Annotated in this window: 24 protein-coding genes; 7 read left to right on the top strand and 17 right to left on the bottom strand. The window is 49.5% G+C overall.

Features of this window, described 5'->3' with window-relative positions; translation table 11 throughout:
• Positions 1-40: 40 nt before the first annotated feature.
• From fos to AT746_RS08340, 6 genes are all read right to left on the bottom strand, one after another.
• Positions 41-439, bottom strand: coding sequence for a fosfomycin resistance glutathione transferase (fos, locus tag AT746_RS08365; protein WP_062479019.1), 399 nt, complete (start codon positions 437-439; stop codon positions 41-43).
• A gap of 106 nt (positions 440-545) precedes the next feature.
• Positions 546-1,160 (bottom strand): DNA-3-methyladenine glycosylase I, encoded by a 615-nt coding sequence (locus AT746_RS08360; RefSeq protein WP_062479015.1) that lies wholly within the window; start codon positions 1,158-1,160, stop codon positions 546-548.
• Between the two features lie 15 nt (positions 1,161-1,175).
• Positions 1,176-1,463, bottom strand: a complete 288-nt coding sequence (locus tag AT746_RS08355; RefSeq protein WP_062479012.1) for a YciI family protein — start codon at positions 1,461-1,463, stop codon at positions 1,176-1,178.
• Positions 1,463-2,056, bottom strand: coding sequence for a TetR/AcrR family transcriptional regulator (locus AT746_RS08350; RefSeq protein WP_062479010.1), 594 nt, complete (start codon positions 2,054-2,056; stop codon positions 1,463-1,465). The genes AT746_RS08355 and AT746_RS08350 overlap by 1 nt, the downstream gene beginning before the upstream one ends.
• A 207-nt stretch (positions 2,057-2,263) precedes the next feature.
• The gene (locus AT746_RS08345; RefSeq protein ID WP_062479007.1) at positions 2,264-4,192 is read right to left on the bottom strand and encodes a TonB-dependent receptor domain-containing protein; all 1,929 of its coding nucleotides are present in this window, start codon (positions 4,190-4,192) and stop codon (positions 2,264-2,266) included.
• A gap of 88 nt (positions 4,193-4,280) precedes the next feature.
• Positions 4,281-5,132: a bifunctional transcriptional activator/DNA repair enzyme AdaA gene (locus AT746_RS08340; RefSeq protein ID WP_062479004.1), complete on the bottom strand. Its 852-nt coding sequence runs from the start codon at positions 5,130-5,132 to the stop codon at positions 4,281-4,283.
• 155 nt (positions 5,133-5,287) lie between these two features.
• Between AT746_RS08340 and AT746_RS08335 the strand changes: the two genes are divergently transcribed.
• Positions 5,288-5,761 (top strand): DUF1203 domain-containing protein, encoded by a 474-nt coding sequence (locus AT746_RS08335; protein WP_062479001.1) that lies wholly within the window; start codon positions 5,288-5,290, stop codon positions 5,759-5,761.
• An 86-nt stretch (positions 5,762-5,847) separates the two neighbouring features.
• Here AT746_RS08335 and AT746_RS08330 read toward each other — a convergent pair whose 3' ends face one another.
• Complete coding sequence (locus AT746_RS08330) at positions 5,848-6,135, bottom strand: YciI family protein (protein WP_062478997.1); 288 nt, start codon at positions 6,133-6,135, stop codon at positions 5,848-5,850.
• Between the two features lie 148 nt (positions 6,136-6,283).
• Here AT746_RS08330 and AT746_RS08325 point away from each other — a divergent pair, with 148 nt between their 5' ends.
• Both AT746_RS08325 and AT746_RS08320 read left to right on the top strand, forming a co-directional pair.
• Positions 6,284-8,494, top strand: coding sequence for a xanthine dehydrogenase family protein molybdopterin-binding subunit (locus AT746_RS08325; RefSeq protein WP_062478993.1), 2,211 nt, complete (start codon positions 6,284-6,286; stop codon positions 8,492-8,494).
• A gap of 17 nt (positions 8,495-8,511) precedes the next feature.
• Positions 8,512-8,991, top strand: coding sequence for a (2Fe-2S)-binding protein (locus AT746_RS08320; protein WP_062478990.1), 480 nt, complete (start codon positions 8,512-8,514; stop codon positions 8,989-8,991).
• Here AT746_RS08320 and AT746_RS08315 read toward each other — a convergent pair.
• Complete coding sequence (locus tag AT746_RS08315; protein WP_062478988.1) at positions 8,978-9,727, bottom strand: LytR/AlgR family response regulator transcription factor; 750 nt, start codon at positions 9,725-9,727, stop codon at positions 8,978-8,980. The two genes, AT746_RS08320 and AT746_RS08315, sit on opposite strands and share 14 nt — an antisense overlap.
• A 327-nt stretch (positions 9,728-10,054) precedes the next feature.
• On the opposite strand from AT746_RS08315, the gene AT746_RS08310 reads away from it, so the two are divergent.
• Positions 10,055-10,261, top strand: coding sequence for a DUF4287 domain-containing protein (locus AT746_RS08310; RefSeq protein ID WP_062478985.1), 207 nt, complete (start codon positions 10,055-10,057; stop codon positions 10,259-10,261).
• A 228-nt stretch (positions 10,262-10,489) separates the two neighbouring features.
• Here the strand turns inward: AT746_RS08310 and AT746_RS08305 are convergent, their stop codons facing one another.
• From AT746_RS08305 to AT746_RS08270, 8 genes are all read right to left on the bottom strand, one after another.
• Complete coding sequence (locus tag AT746_RS08305; protein WP_197414347.1) at positions 10,490-10,819, bottom strand: antibiotic biosynthesis monooxygenase family protein; 330 nt, start codon at positions 10,817-10,819, stop codon at positions 10,490-10,492.
• Positions 10,820-11,038: 219 nt separating this feature from the next.
• The gene (locus AT746_RS08300) at positions 11,039-11,758 is read right to left on the bottom strand and encodes an alpha/beta hydrolase (RefSeq protein ID WP_335338210.1); all 720 of its coding nucleotides are present in this window, start codon (positions 11,756-11,758) and stop codon (positions 11,039-11,041) included.
• 35 nt (positions 11,759-11,793) lie between these two features.
• Entirely contained in the window at positions 11,794-12,852 is a 1,059-nt protein-coding gene (locus AT746_RS08295; RefSeq protein WP_062478979.1) for an alpha/beta hydrolase, read from the bottom strand.
• 134 nt (positions 12,853-12,986) lie between these two features.
• On the bottom strand, positions 12,987-13,580 hold the full coding sequence (locus AT746_RS08290) for a class I SAM-dependent DNA methyltransferase (protein ID WP_062478976.1): 594 nt from the start codon (positions 13,578-13,580) through the stop codon (positions 12,987-12,989).
• 58 nt (positions 13,581-13,638) lie between these two features.
• A complete protein-coding gene (locus AT746_RS08285; protein WP_062478973.1) occupies positions 13,639-14,007 on the bottom strand; it encodes a cupin domain-containing protein in 369 nt (122 codons plus the stop codon).
• A gap of 173 nt (positions 14,008-14,180) precedes the next feature.
• Positions 14,181-14,534 (bottom strand): hypothetical protein, encoded by a 354-nt coding sequence (locus tag AT746_RS08280; RefSeq protein ID WP_062478969.1) that lies wholly within the window; start codon positions 14,532-14,534, stop codon positions 14,181-14,183.
• Between the two features lie 77 nt (positions 14,535-14,611).
• Positions 14,612-15,028, bottom strand: a complete 417-nt coding sequence (locus AT746_RS08275) for a GNAT family N-acetyltransferase (protein ID WP_062478966.1) — start codon at positions 15,026-15,028, stop codon at positions 14,612-14,614.
• 311 nt (positions 15,029-15,339) lie between these two features.
• A complete protein-coding gene (locus tag AT746_RS08270) occupies positions 15,340-16,233 on the bottom strand; it encodes a LysR family transcriptional regulator (protein WP_062478963.1) in 894 nt (297 codons plus the stop codon).
• Positions 16,234-16,348: 115 nt separating this feature from the next.
• On the opposite strand from AT746_RS08270, the gene AT746_RS08265 reads away from it, so the two are divergent.
• Genes AT746_RS08265 through AT746_RS08255 form a run of 3 tightly spaced genes read left to right on the top strand, consistent with a single transcriptional unit; the run spans position 16,349 to position 17,555 of the window.
• Entirely contained in the window at positions 16,349-16,951 is a 603-nt protein-coding gene (locus AT746_RS08265; protein WP_062478959.1) for a glutathione S-transferase family protein, read from the top strand.
• Positions 16,948-17,358, top strand: coding sequence for a nuclear transport factor 2 family protein (locus AT746_RS08260; protein WP_062478956.1), 411 nt, complete (start codon positions 16,948-16,950; stop codon positions 17,356-17,358). Before AT746_RS08265 ends, AT746_RS08260 begins: the two co-directional genes overlap by 4 nt.
• Positions 17,346-17,555, top strand: coding sequence for a tautomerase family protein (locus tag AT746_RS08255; protein ID WP_062478952.1), 210 nt, complete (start codon positions 17,346-17,348; stop codon positions 17,553-17,555). The genes AT746_RS08260 and AT746_RS08255 overlap by 13 nt, the downstream gene beginning before the upstream one ends.
• Before the next feature lie 109 nt (positions 17,556-17,664).
• Here AT746_RS08255 and AT746_RS08250 read toward each other — a convergent pair whose 3' ends face one another.
• A complete protein-coding gene (locus tag AT746_RS08250) occupies positions 17,665-18,243 on the bottom strand; it encodes a pyridoxine/pyridoxamine 5'-phosphate oxidase (protein WP_062478948.1) in 579 nt (192 codons plus the stop codon).
• Between the last annotated feature and the right edge of the window lie 58 nt (positions 18,244-18,301).

Genomic DNA, 18,301 nt, shown 5'->3' with positions numbered 1-18,301 from the left:
GAGGTCATCAGATAAGAACTGATGTCACCCTTGTACCTGGCTAAAGCCATTCAAGCCCCGGGTAAGGCCTGGATTCTAGTGAGGTTAAGCGGCTCTGTAAGCTGCCGCAGTGGGCTTCAAGCTTATGGCCATCAGGGTCAAGAAAGTACAAAGACCGCCCTTCACTCTTGTTTTGCTTCCATTCTCTCACTTCTGCCGAGCGTAGCTTCCCGGCAAAAGCGGCATAATCCTCTTCGGCGATATCCAGTGCAATATGTGAGTAATCCTTACCCGGTGAGGCCTCGTCACAGGACAGGCAAAACCACACATCACCAAGGCTAAGGTAAGCACCACTATCCCAGCGGACATGGGCTTTCATACCCAACAACTCAGTGTAAAACGCCAGTGACCGATTCAGGTCGGTTACCGCGATGGTGATATGATTTACTCCGCGGAGCATAAAACGTCCTTATAAAACAAAGTACAGGTCAAGATTAAGGGTAAAGCGGCAGTTGTTTAGCAGCCAAATTACTGAGGCTTCCGGATGCTGGCTACTTTGCCAGGAGCTATACCGGATCAGGCCGTCTGAACCCTGCTCTGTCCTGTTCGGCTTTATCCCTGAAAACGCAGCCTTCTGCATGATCGTTGATCAGCCCCATGGCCTGCATAAAGGCATAAACCGTTGTCGGGCCAACAAACTTCCAACCCTGCTTTTTCAGCGCTTTGGAGAGCGCGACGGACTGCTCAGAAGTTGAAGCCGTCTGTGGCTCAGCCAGTTCATCAGCTTTGGGCTCAAAACGCCAGAAAAAAGCGGCCAGTGAACCCTCCTGCTGCACCATCTCCTGTGCCCGCCTGGCGTTATTAATAACCGCTTCAATCTTCCCCCGATGGCGGACAATTCCTTTATCAGAAAGTAGCCTGTCGATATCGCTCTGTTCAAATCCTGCCACCTTGTTAAAGTCAAAGTGTGCGAATGCAGCACGAAAATTATCACGCTTGGCAAGTATCGTGCGCCAGCTCAAACCGGATTGAAAGCTCTCAAGACAGAGTTTTTCAAACAACCTGGTATCGTCATCAACGGGATAACCCCATTCCTTGTCATGATAAGCAATAAACTCCGGCGCGGCGGAGCACCAACGACAACGAGGCTGGCCATCCGGGCCTTTAACGGTAGTATTCATCTTTCATTTCCCTATTCAGTCAAAAAGAAAGCTCAGCCGCTCATCGGCCTTCTTCGGTTCGAATTCGAGTATTTCTGCACGAACGATATTCTCAGTGACAAAGGGATCCTGGTTAACCCGTTTTTCCAGAGCCTGTCTGGATTCGCCGTGGGCAATCACTGAACCGCCAAGACCGGGCTGCAAGCTGCCAATCATCAGAAAAACGCAATCCTCAAAACCTTTTCGGATCCATTGATTGTGCCCCTCCATAAACTCGCTGGCCCGGGTTTTGTCTTCCGAGAACCGTAACAGAACAATAAACATTAAAGCACCTCCGGTTGTGTGTTATTTTGACGTTCAACAGATTCCAGCCAGGCATTCAGGCTACTCACTTCGCTATCGATAAACCCTTCATCCTCAAAGGCATTAGCCAAAGTTGCCACACCCTGACTAAAGGCCAACAGATGCATCGCCAACGCATCGGCGTCTTGCTCGCGACCAAGCAGCTCAAATTGTCTGCGCAACCAGACTCTGAATAAGATAAACAGCTCATTGGCATTCTCTCTGGCTGGATGGTTAAGCTTGGCCAGCTCGGTACAGAGCGTACCAACCGGGCAACCATAACGTTTGATTCTGGCCTGATTCATCACCAGGATGCCGATAAAGCTGCGGATGCGATCAGATGGGCGATCACCCTGCACCTCCCAGTTATCCAGCATAGAACTGGTGCGGACCACACGATAAGCAATAACCGCATCCAGAATGTCATCCTTGGTTTTGAAGTGGTAATAGAAGTTTCCCCGGGAGATCCCTACGGCTTGGGCGATTTGCGCAAAAGAGGTGTGCTCAAATCCCTGCTCGTAGAACAACCGGTCCGCCGCCTCGACAATGCACTCTCTTGTCAGCTTGTTTGCCATTCAATGCTCCCGGATACTTTGCCAACAAACTAGGACGAATGTCCTAGATTTGAACATTAGGACAAGCGACCTAATAGATCAAGTGAAATAACAGGTTAATTGATAGCGCGGCGTAAAAGCCTGCCCCGCTGAGCCTTAAAGCGGGTATAGATTGAATGGTACGGCTTCCTGCAACTAATTGCTGTGATATGTTCTGTCTCACTAGAATTAGAAACTGTAATGCAGGCGTAACCGAAAGCTACGACCAGGAATATAAGTTAATGATTCTGCTGAACTAACACTCCAGCTGTACTCATTTAGGAGATTAAATATTTGCCCTCTTAATTCCAGCGCTGGTAATGAAGGCACTCGGTAACGAAAACCAAAGTCCACGGTGGTGTAGCTTCCTTCCTGTAACTGTTGTCCGTCCGATATAACCCTGCTGCTAGCGGCACGACTGCCCACATGGTCCAGATTTAGATCCAGTTGTAATCCCTCTGACCAAGTTGGTTTATAGACCAGATGGCTGATAAGTTTACGATCTGGCACTCCTACAGGCTTGTCACCCAAAGTAGTTTGAATGTTACGGTCCAATTTCGCTGCAGTAAATACACCACCCGCCAGCCAGTGCCATTCGGAATTAATTTCACCAGTCAGCGATAACTCCAATCCCCGATGACGGGCTTGTCCTATTAGCTGATACATGTTGGTACCAGGATCCACTCCCGCGAACTGCTTCTCTGTTTCAAATAAGCTCGCGATCAGAGTCAGGTTTTGCAACACGGTACCTTTAGTGCCGAACTCTTTTTGTTTCGACTTCACTGCTTCGAGCACCTGCCCCGGATTTGCTGTTCCTGCAGGCGCTATACCCGACTCCTCCAGCCCCTCGCTGTAGCTGCTGTACAGCAACCAGCGGTCAGACACCGGATAGGTCAGACTGAAACTAGGCAACAGCAATTGTTCATCATGTGATTCTTTATGTTGTGTTGTTGCCGTGAGTAACTTTTTATAACTTTGCTGCATTAGCCCAACGCTAAGTTGCGTCTGATTTGGCCACTGCAGCGCATATGCCAGACCCAGTCCATATTGCTGCACTTCGTCATGTACTCGTGGTCTGAGTGACTGCCAGTCTGGCGCCAGCTGTTCAGCCGGCTTACCACCAAGTAAGACTGGCGCGGTATCCAGTACCATATTGCCGCCATAATGGTTGCTGCTGTTACGCCCGCGTAAAGTCATCGCAAAGCGGTGTCTGTATCCATGCTCCCGCCAATCTCGTATCAATTTGCTTTCCCCCGACCACGCAGTAAAACGTTGGGTTCCTGCAACAAAATAGCTGCTTTGTGCTTGTCCGGAAGGCTGAACATCAGTGAACAATTGAGTAAAGGCCATATTTGGATCGTCTTCTGAGAAGACCAGGGATGAGTGCAAACTCCAGTTTTCAGTCAATTGCTGATGTTGTAACACACCGGCAATACGGCGTTGCCCCGTCTCTGTTGCCCAACTTTGCCCGAGGTAGCGTTCTCGTTTTATCGGAGCTGGTAAAGCCATGGCGTCCGAAGATAGCTTAATAAGAAAAGTCCCAGCTCTGTGGTAGTCGTATTCTCCAGCAAACCATTGCCAGGTACTGTTTGTGTTCGGAGAATAACGGGCCGTTCCTGCTGCTAAGGTTGTGTGGCCACTTCCTCCCTGAGATGTGCCTTTATTGCTTTCTACCGCCACTCCGGCGGAATAACTAAAATGACCATCATCCGATATTCCTTTAAATTGACCTTCATTAAAATAAGTGCCGAATTGCTCAATACCCGTGCGCCACTGGCTGGGTTCATCAGCTTTTGGATCATGTAACCGAAAGTTAATAACCCCGGAAGGGCCAGGAAAATCCATACCAGCCACCCCCAAACCAATATGTACAGTGGTTGACTGAACAAAGAAGTGGCTGATACCTGAACTTTTAACAAAATAGCTGCCGTTCACCCTGTAATTACCTGCAGCAAATAAATCAAACCCCCTCACTGATGCCGAATCGTAAATACCTATGCTATCCAGACCATCATTAATTCCAAAAGCATCACTGGCTTCTTCAGTCACCAGTGAGGAGGCCTGGCTGCTGGTTGTGCTGACTGCCCATAACAGTAATATCGATGTAGCTGTTTTCATTATACTTCTCCAGAATTTTGCTCAATTGCAGAATATATATTCTGGAGAGGTTGATAGCTGCGTGCACTCCGATTCTTGCGGAACAGGTTCAAGGACTGACCGTGTTTACCTCTAAATCCAGCAGTTGCTGTTTACGTTCCACTCCCCAGCGGTACCCTCCCATACCGCCATCACCACGAAGCACCCGGTGACAAGGAATCAACACCGCAACTTTATTGGCGCCGCAGGCATTAGCTGCGGCTCTGTAGGCTGATGGTCTGGCAATGCCCCTGGCCACATCTGCATAACTGACGGTTTCACCGTTTTTAAGATTACTCAGAAAACGCCAGACCGATAACTGAAAGGCTGTGCCGATTAAATGTAGTGGCAGTTCGGGCCTAGGCCCTGTTGCAGCTAAGTATTGCTCCAATGCGTCTATCCACAGATCCAGTGCTGGCTCAGAGTGCTCCGGTGTTGTGAGTAAGCGAGCTTTAGGGAACTCCTGATGCAGAGCCAGAACAAGCGTCGAAGCTGACTGGCCAAAATGCACAAAACAAACGCCGCGTTCTGTCGCCGCCATCAACAATAAACCGAGTTTGGTCTGGCGAAGTGCAAAGTGAATGTCTAATTCATCGGCTCCAGCTTTGTATTCCGTCAGGGTCATACCGAAATTTTGATCGAGTTGTTCATACACCCGGCTGACGGAGCCAAAGCCTGCTTCATAAATAGCCTGGCTGATCGCTGTACCATCCCGCAAAGATTGTTTCAGTCTTTGCACCCGGATAGCATTCTGGAATTGTTTCGGTGACACACCAAACAACTGACGGAAAGTGCGTTGTAAATGATAAGGACTAACCGCAGCTTCAGAAGCCAGATGCTCCAGATCAAGACTTTTCTCGGCATGCTGCTCTATATAATCTGCCAACGCCATAATTCGTTGTTTACTATTATTTTTACTCATAGAAACCTCCGCATCATTGAAGTGTAGAGTGACAGCTCCACTTTGAGGTTTCGCTCCGGAACTTGCGGCTTTCTGCGTAAATTTGGCAATAAACGGATCGAATGTTCTGCCAGCGCAGCTCTAAACTGTGCGCTCGCTAAACAGAGGAAATCGTTATGTCTTACCAAATACAGCCATTAGAACCACAGCAGTTTGAACATTTATTCAGTCTTACTCAAGCAGAGCTGCAACAGCAAGGCATAGTTCAGGTGACTGTGAACAAAGCATCGGGCTTTCCATGCCGTTTGAGTCTCAAAGACGCGGAAGAAGGCGATATTGTCTTGCTGCTGAATTATAATCATTTACCTGGGCCCGGGCCCTACCAATCCTCCCATGCTATTTTTATCAGCAAGAATGGTTTGACTGCGTCACAGTTGCCAGGTCCTGGTACTGTGCCGCCAATGATAGCGCGCAAGATCCTGAGCCTGAGAGCGTTTGATGGAGATCAGATGATGCTGGATGGCCGCGTATGCCAGGGCACGGAAGCTGATGTAATTATCAGGGAATTACTGGCGCTGCCCGGCTGTGCTTACGTGCATATCCATAGCGCGACACGGGGTTGTTATCTGGCCGCCGCACATCGAAGTTAACGCAGATGAACATTAAACAAAGCAGTTGCCTTTAATCAGAATCATTGCAAACAGATAACCGAGGGCAGTCACTGCCCCCGGTCATTTCAGTCTAAAAGAAAGCTCAGCCGCTCATCGGCCTTCTTCGGTTCAATCTCGAGTATTTCTGCACGAACGATATTCTCAGTGACAAAGGGATGCTGGTTAACCCGTTTTTCCAGAGCCTGTCTGGATTCGCCGTGGGTAATCACTGAGCCGCCAATACCGGGCTGCAAGCTGCCAACCATCAAAAAAACGCAATCCTCGTAGCCTTTTCGGATCCATTGATTGTGCCCCTCCTTAAATTCGCTGGCCCGGGTTTTGTTTTCCGAAAACCGTAACAGAACAATAAACATTAAAGCACCTCCGGTTGTGTGTTGTTTTGACATTCAACACGGATTTCGTCCATTTATCCCAGGGAGCTTGCCCCCTGTTGCCTGAGCAATCTAGCTTGTCGTCAGGACTAACGGGCACATTGACCTGTTTCTATATTCAGGGGGAACTATGCAGGATCCACAACGACGGCATTTTCTGAAAATTTCGGCACTGATAACCGGTTCGATGCTGATCAGTGTTCATTTTCCCGGCAGAGGCAAGAGTAAACAGGAATCTGAATCAGTATCTTCACAGTGGTGTGTTTACGTCAGTATTCACAATAACAACTCGGTCACCATGCAATCCCCGATCATGGAAATGGGACAGTTTATGCGCACTGCCGGACCGATGATCCTCGCCGATGAAATGGATCTGGACTGGTCTCTGATCGAATTCAGTTCAGAGATGCCGACTTACCTGAAGCGCGACGAGGAAGGCAGCCTGGTTTATGCGCATGCGCAGATCGGCACCGGCGGCAGCCAGACCCTGAAAAACAACTGGCATTATCTGCGTAGCGCAGGGGCCACGGTACGGCGAATGCTGATTGAAGAAGCGGCAGAGCGTTGGGGATGTGATGCAAACAGGTTAACGGCCAGAAACAGCATTGTTACCGATACCCTCACAGGCCGCACACTCCGCTATGGGGAGCTCGCTGAAAAGGCATCTCACAAAGTCGTAGATGTTAGTCAGCTTCAGCTCAAGCAGCCATCACAATTTACTATTATCGGCAAGGATCAGCCATCAATCGATGCCAGAGATATCATTACCGGCAGGCCGCTGTTCGGTATAGATGAACACTACCCTAATGCATTGCAGGTAGTGATTGACCGGGCACCAACCATGGGTGCACAAATTGCTCACTACAACAGAGATGCGGCCCTGGCGATCCCCGGAGTCAGACTGGTGATAGAAACACCACACGAAACAGGTTCCCACTGGCCCGGCGGCGAAACCCAGCTCCGTGCCGCAGGCATTGCAGTACTGGCCGACAGCTACTGGGCCGCAATGCAAGGCAAAGCGGCTCTTAACACCACATGGAAAGACACCAGCCGATACGCTGGTCTGAGTACAGTGGCGCACAGGAAAGCGCTTAAGGCACTGGCTCAGTCTTCACTACCGGGCAAGCTGCTTCGGGACGATGGCGATGCATCGCAGGCAATACTGCGAGCAGATCAGGTGCTGGAATACACCTATGAACGCGCCCTGCTGAGCCATGCCTGCATGGAGCCGCTTAATTGTATCGCCGATATACAGCAAAACGGCGCGACGGTGGTTGTTGGCCATCAATGGCCCCACCAGGCCGCCCTGGAGGTCGAACGGTTAACCGGCATAGATGCCCTTAAGGTAGAGGTCCGCAACAAACGCATGGGCGGAGGCTTTGGACGAAAAGGTGAAGCCGACTTTCTTAGCGAAGCCATTTGGCTCAGCCATAAGGTCGGCCACCCGGTTAAGGTAATCTGGACCCGCGAAAACGACATGGAGCGGGATTTCTTTGCTCCCGCTGCGGCCATACAGATAAAGGCCGGGCTGAAAAACCAGCGGATCCATGGCTGGCATATGCGCCAGGCACAAACCGGCGGTGAAGCCGAATCTCATGGATTTCCCGCTCACCTGGTTGAAGACTGCCGAATTGAAAGCCTGAACACAGAACAGCCGTTTCCGCTTGGAGCATGGCGAGGACCAGGACAAATGCAGCAAGCCTTCGCAATAGAGTCCATGCTGGATGAACTGGCGCATGCTGCGAATACTGATCCGCTGGCATTTCGCCTGGCATTAATGAAACCAGCCAGGATCTATCCGATCAATTTCTGGGCGGCCAGGCAGATTGATTCCGGCAGAATGGCCAATTGCTATCGTCGTGCGGCAGAGATGGCTGGTTGGGGGCGGCAGCTAGAAAAGGGCCAGGGCCTTGGCATTGCAGGACACTTTACCTTTGGTACCTATGTGGTGTTTGTACTGCAAGTGCAGTTTGATAAAGAACAGCAACTTTCGATACAAAAAGCCTGGGGGGTTATCGATTGCGGTCTGGCGGTGAACCCCAATCATATTCGTGCACAAATGGAAGGCGGTTTTATTGATGGTCTCAATGCCGCGCTTTTCAATGATGTGCTGATTGATGATAGCCAGGTACAGACCCGCAATTTCGACCAATTACGCTGGATACGCATGCGGGAAGCGCCGCTGGAAATCGATATTGAGATCATCGAAGGGGACAAATCCCCGACCGGTGTGGGCGAACCGCCAGTAGCACCGGCACCTGCTGCCCTGGCTAACGCCATCTACTCGGCCAGTGGCATCCGCCTGCGTCGCATGCCCTTTGCCGACCATATTCAGATATAACCAAAGTGGGAGCTAAGATGTCTACTCTGTTTTTTGTAAATGATCAGCAAGTTGAAGCGGGCCCGGATGAAACGCAGATGCCGTTGCTGTGGTTTCTGCGGGAAAAGTTGCAGCTGACCGGCAGCAAGTTCGGCTGCGGCATAGGGCAATGCGGCGCATGTACCGTACATTTAGATGGCGCTGCGGTGCGTTCCTGCCTGTTGCCGGTGGGAAAATTGCAAGGCAGTCGCATACGCACTATTGAAGGACTGGCCCAGGGCACCCGGTTACATCCGGTGCAGCAAGCCTGGCTGGATCTGGATGTGCCTCAATGTGGTTACTGCCAGGCCGGGCAGATTATGACAGCGGTATCGTTGCTGGAGCGTATCAGACAGCCTACCGAACAGCAGATTTGCGACAATATGACCAATATTTGTCGATGCGGCGCCTATACCCGGATTCACAAGGCAATCAGACAGGTGGCTGATGACCAGGCCGATAAGATTACCGAATCTTAAACTGCTGCAGCGCCTTGCGATAGCTTTTGCTCAGCGCCAGAGTGCGGCCGTTCTTCAGTGTTACATCACCGCTTCCCGATGGGCGCCCGGTAATACTGTAGATGGCCTGGCGGTTAACCATATAGGAACGATGAATACGCAGGAAACGCTCTGCCGGTAATCTGTCCTGCAATTGCTGCATGGTGGCACGCAGCAGATAGCTCGACTCAAAGGTATGTACTTCAACATAGTTGCCACAGGCGCCTAGCCACTGGATTTTATCAATGGCAAGCAGCGTCTGACCATTGCCTTTGCTGACCATAATACTGTCGGGACATGATGTATTTGCCGGTGCTGTACTGTCAGTTGGTGCCGCCACCTGAGGCCGGAGGTACAAGCGCCATACCAGCATCACTACTAAAGATGCCGCCAGATAACGCGGGAATAAAATGACCAGACTAATAACCTCATCGCCTGTGCTTGATATAAGGTCGAGACCGATCCTGGCCAGCAGGGCAATGGCAAGCAGGCCAGCACACCATAGCCATTGCCGCCTCAGGGAACGGGCTGTCTGTTGACGATCACGCCACAGCAGAAAGACTGCCGGCGTCAGTACCAGCCACACAGCCCATTCGCGACAGGCCCAGATTAAAGTTTCCCAGGCGATGGCCCAGCTAAGGGATGTAGCAAACAGAACCTGTTTATAAATCAGGCAATAACAGGTGAGCGCAAGCAGAAACAGGCTCCAGCCAAGCATGGGCGCTAAAAACTCCTTACACCGGAGACAGGAATACCAGTTGATGCCCCCTGATTGCAAAATTGTGGCAATAGGTTTAAACATGGTTTCAGGAACCTGTTTGTTAATTAAGCATGGGCCTGATTAGCATAACACTGCAACCTTATCGTAGCCAAAGCAAAATAATTTTCTGAACACTGTCGAATCGCGACCACCTCACTCGGCTATTGCGATTAGACGACCAAACAGACACTGGGTAATGTCATGTGGTCAACCCTCTGGCTAAGAAAAGACAGGCTCAGAAATATTCTTCCAATCATTCGTAATTAATTTCCTGTGGAGGCACAAATGTCTGACGAGAAAAACGTAAAAGGCCCGGCATCATACTTTCCTTCTATTGAAAAAAAGCATGGATTTGAAATTAACCATTGGTTCAACCTGCTTAAGCAACAAAAGCATATGGACATGGTGACCTGGCTCAAGAATGAGCACGAGCTTGGGCATGGCCACGCAAATGCGCTTGTGGCTCATTTGCGTAGCAAAGAAGGACTTTAGGCGATAAAGGGGGAGCTTTAGAATGGCAAAGGGAGCAACAAATTTCTCGTCAGTGGGAGGCACTGTTGGTTTGTAGTTTTCTGTATCAATAATAGAAACTGTCTTGCCAAACTCAGGACTTCCGCCATTGCGTAGGAATAGCCAAACTTTTCATATAACGATTCCTTACTCTCCTGGTAGTTGATGCTGAAGCTCAGCCGCCACGCTTACGCGGTCGGCTGGAGTGATTTATTTGACATCAACAGGCCTGTAATTTGCAATATCAGCCTCGACGCCAAGCCTGGCCATCGTTTCCTGCGGACTAAATCCACTTTTTGCGTGAGCCTCCATAACCACAGTACGTGCAGCATCAATTGCCTCCTGGCTTTCCCATTCCGCAATCGTGACAATATTGAATCTACCAGGACCCTCGACCTGTTCGAGCAGTACATCCCGAATGAAGCCTGGCTGACGCCGCAGCACCTGGTGAGTATCACAAATTCTTTGCAGAAACTCTTCACGTGCAGCCTGTGGTACTGAAAACTTATCAACCCGGTAAAGGGCCATTTTATTTGACACGGTCAACCTCCTTAGTTTGGACCAAAGCTTAATTTGTGCGTCGAACAGGAACGAAGAGCACCGCCCCTTTACACACACGTGAGAAGCATAAAACCTGAATATAAGTTGAGGTCAATGTATAAATGCCTTCAGGGATACAGAGCATAGAGAGTCATATTGGCAGCAAAGAAGGCCTTTAAGGTGGGAGCTTTTCTTACTGGTGCTCAGTGCCCCGGAAACTCAGCGTTGCTGTATCTGACTACAGGGTTGCCCCGTCAGATAACTTGTTACCAACGATAAGATTCGTTCTTTTAACCAGGGCGGGCCATAGTCCGACATATCATTGTGTTTCGCCTGCGGGATTCTTACTACACAACTGCCGTAGTGCTGTTGTTCCTGCTCAGAAGGTAACACGCCTTTGTCGGCGGAAAAGTCACTGGCCCGTATCGATAGCACCCCAATATCCTTATTGCGCGGCAAGGGCACACGGCGGTGATCCAGGCTTATAACTGTCTTTACATAGGCTTTATTCTCGTTGGCCAGCCACGCCGAGATATCCCCGCCATTGGAGTGCCCAACCAGCAACAGCGCATTAAAGTCATAACTGGGGTAGCGGGATTGCAGCGTTTTTTGCAGAAAAGCCAGGGTATTGGCTCCCCTGCTCCAGTTCTCGCTTCGGGTCTGATAAAGATCGCCCTGCACAGAAAGCGGGGGATCACCGGGCAGTTCATGGCCTACCGCCACTACCATATAACCCTGTTCGTTCAACTGCTTGACCAAAAACGAATAAGCAGTATGAGGTACACCATACCCCGCACTGAGAAAAGCGACCGGGCATTGAGTGTCTGGAGTGCAACCGGCCGGATCGCCAGGATAGCTAATCTCAACAGGGATCTCCCTCTCGCGGGATTGATCATAAATTACCTCTGCGTTAGCCGAACCCGCTGTGATAGCAATCAATAATAAAACACCTGAAAGATACTTCATTGACCAGGTTAACTCCCGCAACGCTTAATAAGCTCATTTGCTTCACTGCAAATGCCCTTCAACACCGACTCACCAGCTTCTTCATAGCCGTTTGCTGACAAGTAATCAGCGATTTCAAATAAGGCATCGGAGCCGGTTTCTGATTGCTTAAGAGTAAACGAGATTATCTGATTCAGGCTATCTACCGCATCCTTATCCTCAGAAATCGCGTAGTAGGCTGTAAGCTTTTGTAATGTCTCGGTTGGCACATCTACCCGGAATCCGAATTGTTTGCTCAAGTTGGAATAATGGCTTGTCAGGCCGTCTAACCCACCAACCTTGGTTTCATAGCTCGGCTCCCAGCCTTTAAAGGTTGTTTGCAGTGCAAACTGCATAGACGGATGTTTGGTTGTTCTGTGGGATTGCTCAGGAAACTTCTGAAAGGAAAAGTCCAGCTCAGGCTGCTGTTCGAGCGTTTGAGCCAGTTTGTCAAAAGGAGCCTGCATATGCTCCCCTTCACTGGCGATAGTGATAACAAGCGGAGCCCTGTTTGGCAGCGATTCAGGCGACGTTTCCATGACTCGCTCTACAATATAACCGTCATCCAGTGAGGGACTAAACGCATAGAATTGAGAAAACTGCGGATCATTTGCCAGCCAGCGGTCCATCACAAAACGGCCGGAGTTAGAATGGCCCGAGAGAATACTAAACGGTGCCGTTGCATAATGTTGTTTTATATAGGGCACCAGCTCCTGCGTAAGAAACCTGGTAAAAGGCGTGAACTCGCCCTTTACTGGCTTTAGCTCCGGGCCTTTGCTTTGTATACCGACCACAATAAAGTCAGGTATTTCATCTGCCAACAGGTCCAGCGTGGACAGTGCAGGCAACATATCCCACTGCCCATGAAGGAGATACAACACCGGATAGGTCGCTTTCTCTGGAGCGTATCCATCAGGAAGCCGGATCAGTAATTCTCTTTCTTCACCCAGCGATTTCGATTCCAGCGTAACCTGGCGGGCTAATATTAAATCAGAAGCTGACACCGCATAAGAAAGCAGCAAAAACGCACATAAAACCAAAACTCGCATTAACATAACTCCTTGTTGATATTTTATTTCCAGGGGCTGCCGCCCGCATCGACCAAATTTTGGATCTATTTATAGTGTCCAGAACAAGAGACTGTGCGCCATTGCAAAGGATCAATATGCCCACTATTTATCAGTTACGGTCTTATGGCAATGGCGTATACATGTTTTTCCGGATATTGATCCAGCTCCAGATGAACAACGGATAAGCCGTTCTGCATCAATAACTGCATATTTTCGTTAATGCCAACAGAGCTGTAATAGAAGGTGTCATTGTGCCACCTATCGGTGTGGTCTCCTTCGTCATTGCCAAAGGTATACATCAGCACACCGCTTTGTGTCAGCATCTGGCACAATTTGGTTAACACCGGCTTTTGCATAGCAAGTGGCAAATGAAAAATACTGTCCCATGCAACAATAAAATCGAATATTTCCGTCGTATCCCAGATGCATATGTCTTGGTGATGAAAAGTATGCCCGGGATGGTTTTCGGCGGCCAGCTTTACCATCTCTTTCGATACATCAAGGCCAGTGATTGAAAATCCGTAATCTTGCAGCACACGAATAAACCGTCCTCCCGCACCACAACCTACGTCAAGGGCTTTGTTACGGTTCGAAGTGAACCCCAGTGCTCTTTCAAGCTGACTCACACCGTATAAAGAACCGACATGCTGATCATGCCACCACTGGGCAATCTTGTCGTACTTTTGTCCTGTAATAGCGGGTTCCATATCAGGCCCTTAACGCCGTAGTCTCGCGCTTACAGCGCAGATCATCTGTTGCTTGATTCTATATCCATACATCATTGGTAGCCGTGCGCTCACCCACTTCGCCGTCACCTGTATTCAGTACGCCTTTAGGTTCAATCAGCAACACCTCAACTTCCTTTTCGGCATAGGGCTTGTGTTCAACGCCTTTGGGCACGACATACATCTCGCCCTCAGCCAAATCCACGCTCCCCTCTCTGAAATCAATCCGAAGATTTCCTTTTAATACAATAAAGGTTTCATCAGTGTTCTGATGATCATGCCAGACGAAATCACCTTCCAGTTTTACCAGTTTAAACTGGTAGTCATTCATCTCTGCCACAACTTTAGGCGACCACTGCTCCGAGAACAGGGCGAGCTTATCCATAAAATTTATCGGCTTATGCTGCATTTGCGATCCCCTCATTAAAATAACCTTGCCAACAGAACCCGATTGGAATCGGGAAGTAACCTTACAACCCGCGCCTGTTCCTGAGCGCTCAGTGTACAAGCACAAATAAATTGCTCACGCTTAACCTCAAACTGGGATTATTTCCTGGCGATGTGCTCAGTCGGCAAATATTGTTAAGCGCTTTGTAACACTGGCAAATAAATAGCCAGTATCGAAAATATAATCAGTAAAAACGAGACCACCAGGCCAGACATCGCCACCTGAACGGAGACTTTCTGGAATCTGCGGGAGTACTTAATATCCGGAATCAACGACAGCATAAAGTGCAGGAACACCATCGCTGCCAACACCCACCAATATGAGTAACTGACATACACCCAGCCAACCCAAAATGATGGCTTCGCGTCAAAACCTCTAAGTATCTCCTGAAACTGGGGAAGAATATTAACAGCCAGTATGGAAACCATTGCCAGTGCAATGGCTGAAATAAAAAGCGCAGTAGTGGTATTTTTGTGCAAACGTTCCATGTTCTCTCCGGTTTTTAAACAACGTATTCTCTATAACCTGAATTCAGATAATCAATGAAAAACAACTCTGTCCGTCACTACATAAACTTACACATCCCGAACCCGAGGGTTTCACCATTGCGTATGGAATAACCAAACTTTTCATAAAACGATTCCTTACCAAAGGCTGACAGCAGCCCAACCGTTGCACCGGGAACACATTGCTTTTGTAAATATCCTTCCAGCTTGCACATTAACAGACTGCCTAACCCCCGCCCCTGGTGAGAAGGGAGTACGATAACGTCCTGAATATAAAAGTACATGGTGCCGTCTCCAACAATGCGCGCAGTGGCGACCAAATTTTTATTCAGCCAGATTGTTACCCAAAAAAGAGTATTAGCAATACTCTCTGTCACCGTCTGCAAATCCGGATTGCGCCATCCGGCAGATTCCCGAAGATACATAAAATCCTCAGGTTCCGGAGCAATATTGAGTATTTCAAACTGGGCTGACATTGACGGGTAGCTCTGCTGTTAATCTTTATAACATTGGCAATGGGCATCGCCACAATCCGGCGCACCGGCTGGCAGAAAAGTATGCGTATTAGCCGCCGCCAAATGTGAACTTGACTGATAAATTGTACTGCAGGAATGCAAAAGGCACTGACTCCCTGTGTTGTGTATCTGGCTACTTTCCATGGTGGCTCTTTGTCTGGTTCTGGAACGCGGCAATAGTGCCAGATTTTTTGCGGATGATGAACCGCTTTATGCATACATAGTTATTCACAATGACAATTATTGCTGGCGCATCAGCTAAAAACGCTTTGCTAGCTGCAAAGATAAGGATGCCGGGCAAACCAGTTCTGTAAAAACTCAATAAAGCGGCTGAGTCTGGGAGGCGCAAAATGCCGTACAGGATACAGGGCATAGAGGGTCATTCTAGGTTTTTGTTCACTGGCCAGCACTTCTACGACCTCACCGGACTGCAGTGCAGGGTGGCTGATAAAACGGGGAATAAAACCCACGCCCATGCCTTGTTTGACCATATCCAGTAAAAACACTGAGCTGTTGGCCTTAAGCCTGCCACCTATAACCACGCCCTCTACGCCCACCGGCCACAGGTTTTTACTGCGAAAATAGCTGTATTCAAAACATTGGTGATTAAGCAGGTCGTCGGGGTGATTAATCGGCCCATTTTGCTGCAAATACGTAGGTGATGCACAGATGCTGTAACTAAATTGGGTGATGGCCTTACCAACATAACCTGAATCAAATGGCTGACTGGCTACGCGCAAGCCCAGATCAAAATTATGCTCCAGCAAATCCTGCGCTTCATCGCTTAGTTGTATATCCAGTTCGATATCCGGGTACTGGCGCATAAATTCGGTAAAAGCCGGGGCCAGCGCGGTTAAACCCAGAGCCATGGCGGCGTTGATCCTGAGCCTGCCTTTAGGCACTTGCTGCTGCTCCTGAATATGGGCTTCGGTATCATCCAGTTGCCTGAGGATCTCGCGGCAGCGCTGCAGATATTCCGCTCCTAACTGAGTCAGCTGCAATCGGCGCGTAGTGCGCTGTAATAACCTTGCTCCCAGCTCTGCTTCCAGGCTGCTGATCTGCTTACTGATCATCGACTTGCTGGCACCGCTTTGCTCTGCCACCTTGCTGAAACTGCCCAGTTCCACCACCCGCACAAAGCACTTCATGGCTTTAAACTTATCCATATTGTTTCGATTTTGGAAAAAGAGTTATCGCATTATAGCCATATATCAACCTAATACGTCGCTTTATATTGGTGGTGTTCCGAATCAGCGGAGCGTTTAACAACAGGAGATCACCATGTACAAACTGTATTTCTCACCCGGCGCCTGCTCTTTAGCGATTCAGGTGATTTTACGGGAACTTGAGCAACCCTTTGAATTGCAGAGCAAAGCCAGGGTAGCCGATTATCAGCAGATCAATCCTGTCGGTGCCGTGCCCGCCCTTGAAGCTGAGGGTAAGGTACTGACCGAAGGGGCGGCGATTATTCTTTATCTGCTGGAAAAGCACGCCAACGACCTATTGCCTGGTGATGCCGGGGCACGGCAACAGGCGATTGAAAATCTGATGTTTGCCAATGCCACTATGCATCCGGCGTACAGCAAATTGTTTTTTATCAACAGCGTTATGGATGAAGGTAATGCAAAGCAACAGGCCCTGATCGCAGCGGCTGATCAGGTTACCCGGCTGTGGCAACAGGTAGAAAACAAGCTGGCAGATCAGCCATACACGGGCGGGCACAGCCTCTCCCCTGCGGATATTTTGCTGGCAGTGTATGCAAACTGGGGGCAGTTCTTCCCGGTTGAGATCCCCATCGGCCCCCGTTGCCAGGCGATGATTGACAAAGTCAGAGCCCGCCCCAGTTATCAGGCCACTCAGGCCGCGGAACGCCAGGTATCATGAGCCAGAATGCCGGTACCCATGATCTGCAGGCCGTTCAGGCGATTCTGATGCAGTACTTTGATGGCCTGCACCGGGCTGATACCCAAAAACTGAGCAGTATTTTTGATCCCCATGCCCGCCTTTATGCACCGGGAGTCCGGCGCAGCAAAAAACAATGGCTGGAACTGGTGGCAAACCGGCCCGTGCCTGAGGCACTGGGCCACCCTTTTGCCTACCAGGTTCTGTCAATAGAGCTTTGCGGCGAACAGGCCATGGCAAAAGTGAGCTGTCCGCTGCTGGGCAGGCAATTTATCGACTATCTGGGGCTGCTTAAAGAAGATGGCGACTGGCGCATTGTCTCTAAGCTCTATGCCGACAATCCCTTTACCCCACTCAATAAAACCGAGGAGAAACCATGCCATACGTAAATATCAAAGTAACCGACGAAGGCGTTACCGCCGAGCAAAAACGCCAACTGGTTAAGGGCACTACTCAGTTACTGGCAGATGTGCTGAACAAAGAGCCCCACACCACCTTTGTGCTGATTGAAGAGGTCAGTACCGACAACTGGGGCATTGGCTATCAGGTGGTAACCGAACTGCGCAAGAGCGCAAAACAAATCTAACCAAAACGATTCCGGGGGATGGGCTATCCCCCTTTGTTTGCATCTGAGCTATTACATCTGAGCCCCAAAAGCACCTTAGATGCCCCCAATCCCTTTGCGTGTTTACCGCTTATGGCTGAAGTAGCTGTTTAACCCAGCCATTTTCTTTATAAACAAATAATTCCCGCAGATGTAACCGACTCTCGCGGAATGTCAAAAACTCAATAGATATGGGTTTCACACAGTAGCCACCCCAGTTATCCGGCCTCGGAATATCTTGTTCGGCAAACTTTGCAGAGGCATCCTCAAGTCGTGCCGCTAACTCTGCTTCTGAGGCCGTCGGTTCACTTTGTTCAAAGGCTGTAGTGGTTAATTGCGCGCTTTTGTTGCGTGCTGCCCAGAACTGGTCTGCCTCACCAGCAGTGATCAATTCAGATGTACCCACAATGCGAACCTGATAGCCAGAATGATCCCACCAGGCCGTTATTGCTGTTTTAGCATTACGCTCAATCTGCCGGCCCTTGGCAGAATCAAAACAGGTACAAAAAACGAAGCCATTTTCACCGACGGATTTCAAATCAACAAACCTTCCGGTTGGAAAGCCTTGTTCATCAATCGTTGACACACATACCGCACTTTTCTGCTGCAACGGGCTTTCAGCTAAAGCTTCCTGCCACCAGGTTTTAAACTTATCTATCGGATTATTCATAAATCCCGGCCTTGCTCAGGTAATAACGCAGCCATAAACGCCGCGAACATTGCAGACA

This window comes from Lacimicrobium alkaliphilum, from assembly GCF_001466725.1.
GTDB lineage: Bacteria > Pseudomonadota > Gammaproteobacteria > Enterobacterales > Alteromonadaceae > Lacimicrobium > Lacimicrobium alkaliphilum_B.
The sequence above is the reverse complement of the archived record's forward strand: the minus strand, read 5'-3'. Positions and strand labels throughout refer to the sequence as shown.

Coding starts and splice junctions, on each gene's coding strand:
- AT746_RS08330 (WP_062478997.1), bottom strand. CDS start 6,135: ATGTTTATTGTTCTGTTACGGTTTTCGGAAAACAAAACCCGGGCCAGC.
- AT746_RS08250 (WP_062478948.1), bottom strand. CDS start 18,243: ATGAATAATCCGATAGATAAGTTTAAAACCTGGTGGCAGGAAGCTTTA.
- AT746_RS08260 (WP_062478956.1), top strand. CDS start 16,948: ATGAGCCAGAATGCCGGTACCCATGATCTGCAGGCCGTTCAGGCGATT.
- AT746_RS08285 (WP_062478973.1), bottom strand. CDS start 14,007: ATGCAGCATAAGCCGATAAATTTTATGGATAAGCTCGCCCTGTTCTCG.
- AT746_RS08295 (WP_062478979.1), bottom strand. CDS start 12,852: ATGCGAGTTTTGGTTTTATGTGCGTTTTTGCTGCTTTCTTATGCGGTG.
- AT746_RS08360 (WP_062479015.1), bottom strand. CDS start 1,160: ATGAATACTACCGTTAAAGGCCCGGATGGCCAGCCTCGTTGTCGTTGG.
- AT746_RS08310 (WP_062478985.1), top strand. CDS start 10,055: ATGTCTGACGAGAAAAACGTAAAAGGCCCGGCATCATACTTTCCTTCT.
- AT746_RS08325 (WP_062478993.1), top strand. CDS start 6,284: ATGCAGGATCCACAACGACGGCATTTTCTGAAAATTTCGGCACTGATA.
- AT746_RS08350 (WP_062479010.1), bottom strand. CDS start 2,056: ATGGCAAACAAGCTGACAAGAGAGTGCATTGTCGAGGCGGCGGACCGG.
- AT746_RS08320 (WP_062478990.1), top strand. CDS start 8,512: ATGTCTACTCTGTTTTTTGTAAATGATCAGCAAGTTGAAGCGGGCCCG.
- AT746_RS08280 (WP_062478969.1), bottom strand. CDS start 14,534: ATGGAACGTTTGCACAAAAATACCACTACTGCGCTTTTTATTTCAGCC.
- AT746_RS08290 (WP_062478976.1), bottom strand. CDS start 13,580: ATGGAACCCGCTATTACAGGACAAAAGTACGACAAGATTGCCCAGTGG.
- AT746_RS08275 (WP_062478966.1), bottom strand. CDS start 15,028: ATGTCAGCCCAGTTTGAAATACTCAATATTGCTCCGGAACCTGAGGAT.
- AT746_RS08270 (WP_062478963.1), bottom strand. CDS start 16,233: ATGGATAAGTTTAAAGCCATGAAGTGCTTTGTGCGGGTGGTGGAACTG.
- AT746_RS08315 (WP_062478988.1), bottom strand. CDS start 9,727: ATGCTTGGCTGGAGCCTGTTTCTGCTTGCGCTCACCTGTTATTGCCTG.
- AT746_RS08255 (WP_062478952.1), top strand. CDS start 17,346: ATGCCATACGTAAATATCAAAGTAACCGACGAAGGCGTTACCGCCGAG.
- AT746_RS08340 (WP_062479004.1), bottom strand. CDS start 5,132: ATGAGTAAAAATAATAGTAAACAACGAATTATGGCGTTGGCAGATTAT.
- AT746_RS08345 (WP_062479007.1), bottom strand. CDS start 4,192: ATGAAAACAGCTACATCGATATTACTGTTATGGGCAGTCAGCACAACC.
- AT746_RS08355 (WP_062479012.1), bottom strand. CDS start 1,463: ATGTTTATTGTTCTGTTACGGTTCTCGGAAGACAAAACCCGGGCCAGC.
- AT746_RS08265 (WP_062478959.1), top strand. CDS start 16,349: ATGTACAAACTGTATTTCTCACCCGGCGCCTGCTCTTTAGCGATTCAG.
- fos (WP_062479019.1), bottom strand. CDS start 439: ATGCTCCGCGGAGTAAATCATATCACCATCGCGGTAACCGACCTGAAT.
- AT746_RS08335 (WP_062479001.1), top strand. CDS start 5,288: ATGTCTTACCAAATACAGCCATTAGAACCACAGCAGTTTGAACATTTA.